At 64.8% G+C, this 12,285-nt stretch carries 3 protein-coding genes; all 3 read left to right on the top strand.

Going from position 1 to position 12,285, the window contains the following annotated elements:
* The first annotated feature begins 250 nt into the window (after positions 1-250).
* The 3 genes from SMD10_RS21540 (at position 251) to SMD10_RS21530 (ending at position 12,268) form a co-directional block, all read left to right on the top strand.
* A complete protein-coding gene (locus SMD10_RS21540) occupies positions 251-466 on the top strand; it encodes a hypothetical protein (RefSeq protein ID WP_331687806.1) in 216 nt (71 codons plus the stop codon).
* Positions 467-1,598: 1,132 nt separating this feature from the next.
* A complete protein-coding gene (locus SMD10_RS21535) occupies positions 1,599-5,879 on the top strand; it encodes a MupA/Atu3671 family FMN-dependent luciferase-like monooxygenase (RefSeq protein ID WP_331687805.1) in 4,281 nt (1,426 codons plus the stop codon).
* Positions 5,879-12,268 carry a condensation domain-containing protein gene (locus SMD10_RS21530; RefSeq protein ID WP_331687804.1) on the top strand — a complete coding sequence of 2,130 codons (6,390 nt, stop codon included), beginning with the start codon at positions 5,879-5,881 and terminating at the stop codon, positions 12,266-12,268. Before SMD10_RS21535 ends, SMD10_RS21530 begins: the two co-directional genes overlap by 1 nt.
* Positions 12,269-12,285 lie beyond the last annotated feature (17 nt).

Genomic DNA, 12,285 nt, shown 5'->3' with positions numbered 1-12,285 from the left:
CAGGTGACTGCGCTTTTTAGATCGATCGGCTGGTCCCATTCCCACTCCATCATGCAGCGCCTTTCAGCGACTGCGGACAGAAGCATGACCTCGGCGACAGGATGTAGGGAAATTGGGGTTGACCCAGGACGGCCCGTTACAGAAGAACTGTCCGTGTGGTTGAGAAAGCTCCCCATAAGCTCGGTTTAGTTGAAGGCTATGTGGCGATGGCGGTCTGGTCAAGGTCAGCACCGCGTGACGTATCGAGAAAATGAACGACGCCATCCGCCGCGCCAGCCACAACGTCGAGCACCAACTCGACGCCAGGATGGCCGTGCATAGGACGAAAGTGGAGATGATCGAGGCGATCAAGACAGACTCAAAGTTGGATGGTTCGATCAACCGGGTTGGCTTTCGCAACAAAGGTGCCACTGCTCCTCAAAGTGCGTCCGCTGAAGTGTTGGGGCTCCTTGGTCCGCAGGTTTGACGCAGTGTCCTTCCCGCTTTCGCACTGCTTGATTATGCTGCGACTCTCCGCCCCAGGCAGATTAGCCGTTTGGTGTTGTAGACAAGTTGGCAAGGTCGATCTTCGTGGTCGCCGTGGCGATGCCAATAGTCTGGATGAACAAGCCCATCCGGGGTCTTCTCTTCTGAAAAGACGTGCTCGACGTGGGAGCGCATCTTGGACTTGAGATTGTTGGCTCAGCGCGTCGCCTCGCTCATCGGCTTGCCTCTAGGCTTCTTGCGATAGACGTGCCTGACGAAGCCATCCCCCATAGACTCTTCATGGGCAGTCGAGGATAGGCCGTGTCAGATCAGACGCAGCAGGGCCCCCTATGTTCGGTCGGCGCGTGACCGTTTCAACAGTATGTGCGATCCTTCAGGAGTAATCGCGATTTGACGTAACGGGCGTTGGCATATACCTTGGGTTTTATCGCTAGGCGGTTCGTGATTTTGACCGGCGTGTTAACAGTCCTGATCGTGGGGCACGGGTGTTGCTCTCGTTTAGACTATGCCGGAAGTGGTAGCTAATACTATTGCGCAGTCGGGCATGATGTCAGGGTCATGTTGACAGACGTTGTGTCTTCCGACAAGCACTCGACTATGATGACTACTATCAGGGGTCGCGACACATGGCCGGAACTTGCAGTTCGCGCACCGTCTCGAATTATGCTTCTAATTGCGTCACCGTGATCTGCCGGTGCGCGAGAATTGCCTACCCTTGGGCGACAACTGTTTTATGCGTGGTTGTTTTGGCGCTGGTTCCCCGTCTGAAATATTCCTAAATCCCTACGTTAAGCGCTGAGTTGCGGCAGGATAAATTCGAGACGAATCTCGCTCAAGATGTTCGATTTAAGCAGAACATCGAAGACAGAGGATGGAGCGTCATCACTAATCGGAAATTGTGAAACGAAGGGCGAGGAGATGAGCGCCGACGTTCTAGATCGAAAAGTCTGCAGTTCTGTTTGCTGAGCGGTTGGCTGCGCAGTAGAGCAAGATCGATCGTCTGCGTGATGGCACGGTTCCGCGTGTGATAGACCTTGAGGTGCGACGCCTGCGAGCCTGGGTGACGCAAATGTTTATGCCTGCGCCCATCGTTCTGACCTGGGGGCCGTTGGATGCATCGTTTTGCAACTCCGAATGAATTGGCTGTGCTGATGGCGCATGAGTTGGCGCCAGACGCACCGAGTCTGAACATTGCCCTGGTTGCGGATCTGCCATGCCTGCCGGATGTGCTGCGCGTTCGGGAGGCATTCGCCGCGTTGGTCGGGTTCTACCCTGGGTTGAGCGCACCCTGGACACGCATGGAGGGTCGGTGGGCACAAGCCGGGGTGCAACGGGTTGATGCGGCGGAGTTTCGGGCGGTCACCTGTTCGTCGCGGAATATCGACGCACAGGTCGCAGCGTTCTGCGATGCGCCGTTTGATATCGGTGAAGGTGCGCTCTGTCGGCTGGGCCTGTTCGAAGCCTCGGACAGCGCGACCGTCCGGCTTGCGTTGGTTTCGCATCATCTGGTCACGGATGCCATCTCTCTCCAGAACTTGGGGCGTGCGTTGAGTGCGGCGGTGGAGGGGGGCGAGATCGAAGCCCCCGAAGCGACCGATATCCCGCTTGCGCCCGACCCGCGGGCAGAGGCGTATTGGGCGGACTACCTGCGTGCGCCGCTGGATCGCACCGATTTCCGTCTCCTGAGCGGCGGCGCATCGCGCAACGAAGACTCGTTGGATTTCCACGAACACTGGGGGCCGGAGCTGGTCGAGCCGCTGTCGCGGGTCGCGGCACAGAACGCGGTGACGCCGTCGCTGCTGTTCAATGCCATCGTGATGCTGGCGCTGTCGCGGTATTTCGACAGCCGGTCCTTTGCGGTGGCTCTCGCGGCGTCGGGCCGGGCTGCGGGACAGGAAGCGGCGGTGGGGCTTTATGCGAACCCTGTGCACCTGCGTTGGCCGGACGAGAGCGGGCCGAACTTCCTGACGTTGGTGAAAGCATTGCGGATGCCCTACTTCAGGGGCGTTCAGTTCGACCGCACGCCCGTGCCGCGCCTGATCGAATTGGTGCGGCCCGAACTGGAAATGGGCCGGACGGCGTTTGCCAACACGATGGTTTCCTGGCTGGGCGGATCGGACGCGGGCGCTGAGGGGCTGTTTCAGACCCTGACAGCAGAGACGGGACAGCGGGGGTCGATCTATGACCTCTTTATGACCGCGATGCCGGTCGGTGGCGGGCTGAATGCCAGGTTTCAATTCGCCCGGGGCGCCTGCGCCCCGGCGTTGGCCCGACAGTTTGCGCGCCATGTGCGGCGGATTGCCGAAATTGTGCTGGCCGATCCGGCGGCCGATTTGGACGGTTTCGTCTATTGGGAGCCCGAGGAGGTGTCGCAGATCATCGGCCCCAGGATCGAACTGCCGGGGGAGGGGGCAGGTGACCCGTTGGTCGCGCATCTGGATCGGGCGCTCGCCCGGCACGCGGATCGGGTGGCTCTGACCACGGAACGCGGCGATCTGAGCTATCGTGAGTTGGACCGTATCGCCGATCGGATTGCGGCAGATCTGGCAGAGGCCGGGCTGGGCGCGGGCGACATCGTTGCGCTGTCGCTCCCCCGAGACGAGACGATCGTGGCAGCCACAATCGGCGTGTTGCGGCTGGGCGCCACCTATCTGCCGATCGACCCGGAGTATCCCGGGGCCTTCCGCCAGACATTGCTGGATCTGTCCGGCGCAGCGGGTCTTGTGACAGCGGCAGGGGTGAGCCGACCCGGTGCGTTTTCGGGCGCAATCGTGACTCTCGACCGTGATGCGCTGTGCGACAACGCGGTGTCCGACACGCCGCGCGCCGGGGTGTCGAAACCGGGGGATAGCACGACCCCAGCCTACCTGATCTTCACCTCCGGGTCGACGGGCAGCCCCAAGGGTGTGCCCGTGTCGCGCGACAATCTTCTGAATTTCCTGCTGGGTATGGACGCTGCATTGCCGCAGCCAGAAGAAGACGAACGCCCGGTCTGGCTGGCACATACGACCATGTCCTTCGACATTGCGGGGCTGGAACTTCTCTGGACCCTGACGCGCGGGGATCGGGTCGTGGTGCATCGCGGGATGGAGGCGGCCCGGCACCGGCCCGGTCCGGCCCGATCCGGGCTCCGCAGGACGCCCCAGGGTCAAAGCCTGAGCCTTTATTTCTTTCCGGCAACGCCTGCGGCGGATGCGGCGGGATACCGGGTGTTGCTGGAAGGCAGTGCGTTTGCCGATCAGCACGGGTTCGAAGCCGTCTGGTTTCCTGAGCGGCATTTTCACGCCTTCGGCGGCTTCTTCCCGAACCCGTCGGTCGCCGCAGCCGCCGTGGCGGCGCGCACGTCACACGTGCAGATCCGTGCGGGCAGCGTCGTCCTGCCCTTGCACGATCCGCTACGCGTGGCCGAGGAATGGGCAATGGTGGACAACCTGTCCGGCGGGCGAATTGGTCTGTCACTCGCGCCCGGCTGGCAGGTTCGGGACTTCGTTCTGAACGCGGGAGGATTTGACGCGCGATACGACACGCTTTGGCAGCATCTCGACATTCTTACCTCCGCCTGGTCGGGCGCGCCGGTGCGGCGCCGGGACGGGCGTGGAGTAGAAGTGGAGGTGCGGGTCTTTCCCAGACCGGTCTCGGAACGGCTGAAGACCTGGCTCACCATCGGCGGGTCGCCCGAGGCGTTCGAGGCTGCGGGTGCTAGGGGGATGAACATCTTGACCCATCTTCTGGGTCAAGGCACCGAAGACCTGGCCGCTAGGGTCGACGCCTATCGCAGGGCACGCGCGGCGCACGGACATGACCCAGGTCACGTGACGCTGATGCTGCACAGCTATATCGCCGAAGACGCGGAAGAGATCGACAGGGCCGTCAAGGCGCCATTCATGGCCTATCTGGAAAGCTCCCTCAACCTCGCGGTGGGGGCCGGGGCAGGGCAGGATACGGCCTCTCTGATCGAGGCAGCCTATGAACGGTATCTAAGCACCTCGTCGCTGATCGGCACGGCACAGTCTGTCCAGCCGATGCTGCGCCGTTGCGCCGAGATCGGCGTGGACGAGATCGCCTGCCTCGTCGATTTCGGGGTCGAATGCGATACCGTCCTGTCCGCTCTGCCGCGCCTTGCCGATCTTCTTGAAGACACGGCGGAGGTGGATGCACTTCCGTTGCCTGCATCGCGGGCTGCGCGGGATCACGCCGATTGGATCCTCGACGAAGGCGTGACCCACGTCCAGGGCACGCCCGCCTTCTTCCAGGTGTTGTTGAACACGGACACGGGCAAGGCCGCCCTACGCCGGTTGCGCGTGATCTGCGTCGGCGGCGAGGTTGTGCCCGAGGATTTTGCCGCCCGGATCGCACAGCATTCCGAAGCGCGGGTCTTCAACATGTATGGCCCGACCGAAACCACAATCTGGTCGGCGGTGCGCGAGTTGACAGGCTGTGTGGGTCAGGACGGCATGATCGGCGGCCCGATCGCCAATACGGGCCTCGTGGCCTTGGATCAGGCCGGCCGGCCCGTGCCCCGGATGTGCCGTGGCGTGCTCCACATCACTGGCGCGGGCGTCGCGCCCGGATATTGGCAGGAGTCAGAGCGGACGGCGCAGGCATTTGTCCCCAACCTGTGGGACGATCTGTCGAAGCGCGCCTTCTGCACCGGTGATATCGTGACCTTTGGCGAAGATGGGCGCCTGCAGTTTCTGGGGCGCAGCGATCATCAGTTGAAGATTCGGGGATATCGCGTCTCGCCCCCCATGATCGAAGCGGAGTTGATGCGCCTACCGGGCGTGTCCGCCGCCACGGTTCTGGGCGTGCCGCAGGCCGAGGGCGAGAGGCTGGTCGCCTGTGTGGTACCGGAGGCGGGCGCGGAGGTAATGGAGCAGGACGTGCGGCGCGCACTGTCCAGGCGGTTGCCAGCCTACATGATCCCCGCGCAAGTGCATATCCGACAGGCGCTGCCCCGGACCCCAAACATGAAGATCGACCGCAGGGCGTTGCGGGCGGAACTGGCACAGGGCGGTCCGGCGGCACGGCCTGCCGTGCCTTCGTCGGTGGCGAACGGCGCACTCCTTGAAGACCTGCGCGGGTTATGGCAGCGCCTTCTCGGTCGGGAGGAGATCGATCCGCACCTCGGATTCTTCGATCTGGGCGGCAATTCGCTCCTCCTGTCGCAGATGCAGGCCGAGGTCCTGCGCGACCACGACGTTGCGCTGTCGGTGGCTGACGTCTTCGAAGCGCCCACGCTGGCCGGTCTGACCGATCTGGTGCAGGCCCGTCAGGCCTTGGCAACTGGCGCAGAGGGAGCCGCCGCGGACACTGGGGGGGCCGCCATAGACGCGGCCCGCGCACGCAATCGCCGTAAGCGCGATCTGTCGCGCCGCCGCCGGGTGGTGTCCTGATGCGGTATCGCCCGCCTCACTCCCCCGAAGATGCCGTCGCGGTGATTGCTGCGGAGTGCTATTTTCCCGGAGCCGTTGGGCTCGACGCCTATTGGGATTTGCTGAGGAACGGGAAAAGCGGGCTCAAGGCGGTCGAGGCGGACGCGCCGGCCGAGCCGAACTTCGTCGCCGTCCGCAGTTGTCTGGACCATCCCGGGGCCTTCGATCACACCTTCTTCGGCCTCTCGCCCACCGAGGCGGCGCTGCTGGATCCGCAACACCGCTACTTGCTGGAATTGTGTCAGGGCATGTTTGACCGCGCCGCCCTCAGACCCGACGAGGTGGAGAGCCATGTGGGGGTCTTTGTGGGCGTGGGTCTGCAAAGCTATCTCATCCACAACCTTCTTACCCGTCCCGATTTGAAGGAGCGCTATACCGAACAGCAGATATTCTTTGCCAACGACAAGGGATTTGCCGGGGCGCGGCTGGCGCATACCTTTGATTTCAAGGGGCCATGCGTGGGGGTGGACACGGCCTGTTCCACCTCGCTTGTCGCGATCTATGCAGCCATCCAGGCATTGCGGAGCGGGGAATGCGATCTGGCCGTGGCAGGCGGGTCGAGCCTGAACCTGTTCGCCGCCAGGGGGTATCGGTGGCATGAGGGCGGTGTTTCCTCCCGAACGGGGCTGTGCCGCCCGTTCTCGGATGCCGCTGATGGCACGCTGTTCGGCAGCGGCGCCGGGTTGGTCCTGCTGAAGCGGGCCGAAGATGCGCTCGCCGACGGGGACCCGATCCTCGCCTTTGTGCTGAATGCGGCCAGCAACAATGACGGCGCGCAGAAATCGAGCTTTGCGGCGCCCTCGACCCGGGGACAGATGAACGTCATCGCCGACTGTCTGGAAGGGGCCGGGATCTCGGCCCGGACGATCGGTTATGTCGAGGCGCATGGCACGGGCACGCGGGTGGGCGATCCGATCGAGTTCGAAGGCCTGAACCGGATATTCCGCAATTACGAGGCAGCGCCGCGCAGTTGCGGGCTGGGTTCGGTCAAATCGAATTTCGGGCATCTGGATGTGGCCGCCGGGATTGCGGGGTTTCTGAAGGTCGTTCTGGCCTTGCATCACCGTCAGATCCCGCCCACCCTGCATGCCGACCGGCCCAATGCTGCTCTCGATCTGGAAGACAGCCCGTTCTTTCTGGTCAATACATTGCGGGACTGGCCCGAGCCGCCCGGACATCCGCCGCGCGCCGGTGTCAGCTCTTTCGGGATCGGCGGGACAAACGCGCATGTCGTGCTGGAAGCGGCGATCGAGATCCCGGATCGTCACGATCGGGCGGCGCCTGCGACGGGGCCGGTCGTGTTCCCGCTCTCTGCAGGGTCGGACGATGGCCTGCGCATCGCGGCGGGGCGCATCGCCGCCGCGCTGGACGAGCAGGATCCGCTGGCGGTCGCGCAGGCCCTGCATCGGTGCCGCACGCCCCGGTACCTGCGGCGTGCGGTCATCGCACCCGATGCGGCGCAGGCGCGCAGGGTCCTGGAAGAGGTGGCGGGCGGCCCGGGTGGCGGGGCCACGAAAGCCCTGCGCGCGCCGAAGCTGGCGTTTCTGTTCCCCGGGCAAGGCGGGCTCGGCAATGCCTGCGACACGCAGCTGTATCGGCAAGCGTCGGAGTTTCGCACCGCCTTTGACGACTGCGCCGCAGCGTTCCGGGGCCATCTGGGCCTTGATCTGACCGCGCGGTTCCGGGCAGGGGGCGCAATGCTGGATCTGACCGACACACGGATCAATCAGGCCTGGACCTTCGCGCATTCGCTTGCCGCCCACGCGCTGTTGGAGGCGCGGGGTCTGACGCCCGACATCCTGATCGGTCACAGCCTGGGAGAGTTGAGTGCGCTCTGTGTCGCGGGGGCGTTGCCCCTGGATGCTGCCACCCGGCTGATCGCCACACGCGGGGCGCTGATGGCGCGGCTGGAGCCGGGGGCAATGGCCGCCGTCGGCCTGCCCGAGGCCGCGCTTGCCGAGCTGTTGCCGCCGGGCCTCGACATCGCGTCGGTCAACGGGCCGTCCGCTTGCGTGGTGTCGGGCCGGACCGAGGTGGTTGACCGGTTGGAAGAGATACTCCGCACCCATGGCGACGCCCCTGTCTTTCTGCGCAGGCTCAAGGTGACCCGCGCGTTTCACTCTCACCTCATCGAGCCCATCCTGGACGCATGGCGCGAGGCCGTGTCGGCCGTGCCGGTGGAAGCAACCCGGGTGCCGGTGATCTCCAATCTCGACGGGCAGGTGCTGCCGTCGGGCTTTGTGCCCGATCCCGACTATCTGGTGGCGCTGATGCGGCGCCCGGTGCGGTTTCTGGCGGGGCTGGAAACGCTGGCCGGCCAGGGTCCGACCGCGGCGCTGGAAGTGGGCTCGGGCTCTGTTCTCGCTGGATTCGCTCAGCGCGCAGGCCTTGATGGGTTGCAGGCGACCCCCCTCACATCGGACCAGATACAGGCCGAGGACCCGGCCTTGTCCGCGATGGCGCGGCTGTGGGAGATGGGCTGCGTCGTTGACGGGCTGACCCCCCCGGCGCCAGAGGGCTTCTGGGCGCGCCCCGCGCTGCCGCCGACCCCGTTCGAGCGGACGGAGCACTGGATCGAACCGGGCGAGGCGGCGCTCTCTGCCGCCCCGCCGTCCCCGCCCTCGGATGTGTGGCGGATCGAGACCGAAACGCCCCGCGTGGAGGCAAATGCCGCAACGCTGTCGCCGCTGTTGCGGTTGGGGGATGTGCTGGTCGCCTGGGGGCGGCTGGAGGAGATCGGGCACGATGTCGTGTTTGCCGGCCCAGCGCTTCCCCAGCCCGGCGCAGAGCGGGCACGGCTTCACGGGATCTGGGCCGCCCAGCCAGATGCGCGGCTGATCCTGTGGACCGACGGGCAGGCCCCGCAGGCGGCGGATCAGATCCGGCAGGTGATGCAGGGCGTTGCCCTGGCGGCCGGACCGGGGCCGGAGACCGTGTTTGTGCTGGGGCCCGGCGACCCGCATCTGGACTACGCCACCCGGGCGCTGGCGCAGACATGGACGACGGCGCAGATCGTGCGCAGCATCTGCCCGGCAGATCCGCAGGTCCTGACGGCGCCAATCGATCCGACCGCCGTCCGCCAGGTCTGGCACCCGCGCAAGGGATGGCTGCGCTGGCACCGCGCGCCATCCTCTGCGGGGTCTGTACATTCGGCGCCGACCGTGATTGTCGGGCAGGGCGGGTTGGCACAGGCCGCGCGGCTGCGCTGGCCGGAGGCCCGGGCCGCGTTGGCGCCGGGGCCGGATGGATCTCCGGATCTGCCTTCACCCAGCGCACCGCCGAGCAGCGTGTCGTTCAACTCCGACATGGCGCAGGCCGGGCAGACGCTGGATGCGCTGGCCATCGGGTATGTTCACGCTGCGTTCGGCGAGGACCTGGCGCGCCATCTGGCAGGGGGCCCGCAGGACAGCGTGACCCTGTCAGCGGTCATCGGCATTGTGCCACCGTTCACGCGGTTCTTCGGGCAACTGCTCGCGGCGCTCGCCGCGCGGGGGCTGCTGACCGCAACCGGCGGAGGATACGGGCTGGGGGCCGCGTCGTCTGACGCCCTGGATCTCGACAGCCTCCAGCGTGCCGTGCGGTGCCAGATCAACGGATTTGACCCGGTCCTGTCTCTGCTCGATCGCTGCGGGCGCCACCTGAAACAGGTGCTGACAGGACGAGTCCCCGGCGCCTCGGTCATCTTTCCGGACGGCGCGCTGGAACAGGCGGATCTGGCCTTCAAACAGATCGTGGCGGCCACGAATTTCACCCGATGCGTGGAGGAGCTCGCCCGATGGGTGACCGAAAGGCCGCGGGAGCCGCAGGGGCGGCGAATCCGCGTGCTGGAAGTCGGTGCGGGCAAGGGGGAGCTGACCTGGCGCATCGGGCCGGTTCTCAACGCGCTTGGCTGCACTTGGCACTTCACCGATATCGGTCCGACCTTCGTGCGGCAGGCGCGGGAGACCCGCGCGCGGTTCGGCATCGATGTGATGGCCTTTGATCGGGCTGATATCTCGGATCTGGCGGGCGCGGCACTGGAGCCCGACTATGACCTGATCCTGGGTTTCGACGTCGTGCATGCGACGCCGGATCTGGAACGCTCGCTCACGGCGTTGAAGGAGCGGCTGGCCCCCGGTGGCGCCCTGGCCCTGATCGAGGCGACGCGCCCGGCTCTCTGGAACGATCTGATCTGGGGCATGACGCCGGAATGGTGGTCGTTCACCGACACCGACCGCCGCAGGGAGAGCCCGCTGGTGCCACCCGAGACATGGCGAGAGGTCGCAGCGCGGGCGGGGTTTGACCGCGTCGCGATCACGCGGCAGCCGGGCCTGAGCGGTGATGACACCTATGCGCTGATTACCGGGGTGACCGCAGATCCTGGCGTGCAGGTGGCGCAGGCGTGGACAGCCGTTCCGGCCGATCTCGGCCCCTCGGATCACGTGTTGATCGACCTGACGGCGCGGGGCGGGGTGCCGGCCTCGCTCCATGAGGTCGAGGGCAGCTTGGCCCTGGCCGAGGACGTCGCGTTCGCATCGCCCGCGCAGGTGACTCTTGTAACCGATGACCGGCGCGTGGCCGACGCATTGCGCAATGCGGACGTGACCGGAGCGGCTGCGGTTACCATGGTCTGTGTGGAGCCTGCGCCCCAGGTCTGGGATGAGGCGCTGACGCAGATTGTGCAGGTGCCGCGCGGCGTCGGTCCGGTCTCGCTGACCCGACAGGACGCAATCGCTTCCGAAGGCAATGAGCCGGAGCAGTCCGACGGCGAACGGATGCTGGACCTGTGGCGTGAGGTCTTCGGCGATTCCACTCTGCGCTCCGACCAGAACTTTCACGATCTGGGGGGCGATTCACTTGTTGCGGCTCAGCTTGTGTCCTGGGTGCGCACCCGGTTCGGCGCCGACATCTCAATCGAGACGCTCTTTGAGCATGCCACCCCCGCCGGGCTAGCCCGGCATCTGGTCGAACGGGGGGGCAGGGAGACCATCGCCCTGCCTGTATTGCGGCGGTGGCCAGGGCAGGGGAACATTCCCCTGTCAGAGACGCAGAAGGCGCTTTGGTTCTCGGCCATGCTGCAAGAGGACCGAGCGATCTACAACATCCCTGGCGCCATCCGCCTGACCGGCGCGCTGGACTATCCTGCTCTGACGGAGGCGTTGAAGACCCTCCTAGCCACCCATGATGTGCTGCGCCTGCGGATCTCTGAAGAGGATGGTATGCCTGTCGCCCGACTTGCCGAGCAGGTCGAGATCGATCTGACACCGCAGTACGTGTTCGAGGCCGATCTGATCCGGATCGCCAATGCATTCGGCAAGGTCTATTTCAAGTTTGATCGGCAGATGTTTACAGCCCGGCTGCTGCGGCTGGCACCGGACGATCACGTCCTGCTGGTGAACATGCATCACATCGTTTCGGACGGGTGGTCTCTGGGCCTGATGGTGGGGGAGCTCATTCGGACCTATGATCGTAGGTTGCAGTCTGATCCGGCTATGCCGGTACCTGCATGGCGTTACGTGGATTTCGTCGATTGGGAACGGCGCAGGCTAACCGATGCGGTAGTCGAGACAGAGTTGGCGTTCTGGCGCAACTATCTGAAGGGCGCGCCCGCGATCTCACCGCTGGTGGAACGCGCAGGTACAACCGGCGCCGTGGGGACGATCCTATCGGATGTATTCCGCTTTAAGCTTGAGCCCGAACTGAGCGCCGGGGTGCTCGCAGCGGCAGACCGGTACCACATGACACCATTTATGTTCTTGCTGTCGGGTTTCAGCCTATTGATTGCGCGTAGGACCGGCGCGCAGGATATCGTTGTGGGAACGACGCTGGCTAATCGGTACCTGCACGAATTCGAAGGCATTATCGGTCCGTTTGTTAACAATGTCGCGATCCGCAATAAGCTGGATCTGGCGGGCACGATCGCCTCCACGATGGACAAGGTCAAGGCTTCGGTTCTTGAGGCGTTTGCCCATGGGCTTCTGCCCTTTCACCGGGTCGTGCGGGACATGGGCCGTGAGCGGCACGGGAATGTGACGCCGGTCATTCAAGTACTATTTGTCTGGCAGAACCTGGAGGTCAACCTCTCGCTCCCTGGGTTGGAGGCACGCCAACTCGATATCGATGATGTGTTCACCAAGTTCAGCCTCAGCCTTTTCATGGAACGGCGAGAAACCGGGCTGATCGGCAAAGTGGTCTTTGACGCCGGCGTCTTCTCCACGTCCGAGATTGCCAAGCTGATTGCCGAATTTGGAGATCTCCTGCGTGTACTCGTGGCGGCAGAGTCCCGACAACGGGTATCCGACGCTTCCCCCCCCCCCCCGGCGGTCGCGCCGAGACCCACATTCAGCCGCTATCGCCTTTCGAACAACTGATCCCGAGATACGGAGTA

The sequence above is a fragment of the Consotaella aegiceratis genome (assembly GCF_036541425.1).
GTDB classification, from domain to species: domain Bacteria; phylum Pseudomonadota; class Alphaproteobacteria; order Rhizobiales; family Rhizobiaceae; genus Consotaella; species Consotaella aegiceratis.
Note: the sequence above shows the minus strand (reverse complement) of the source record. Positions and strands in the feature narration are given on the sequence as shown.

Bases quoted from the DNA above. Each gene is read 5' to 3' on its own strand.
- SMD10_RS21540 (WP_331687806.1), top strand. From the start codon at position 251: ATGAACGACGCCATCCGCCGCGCCAGCCACAACGTCGAGCACCAACTC.
- SMD10_RS21535 (WP_331687805.1), top strand. From the start codon at position 1,599: ATGCATCGTTTTGCAACTCCGAATGAATTGGCTGTGCTGATGGCGCAT.
- SMD10_RS21530 (WP_331687804.1), top strand. From the start codon at position 5,879: ATGCGGTATCGCCCGCCTCACTCCCCCGAAGATGCCGTCGCGGTGATT.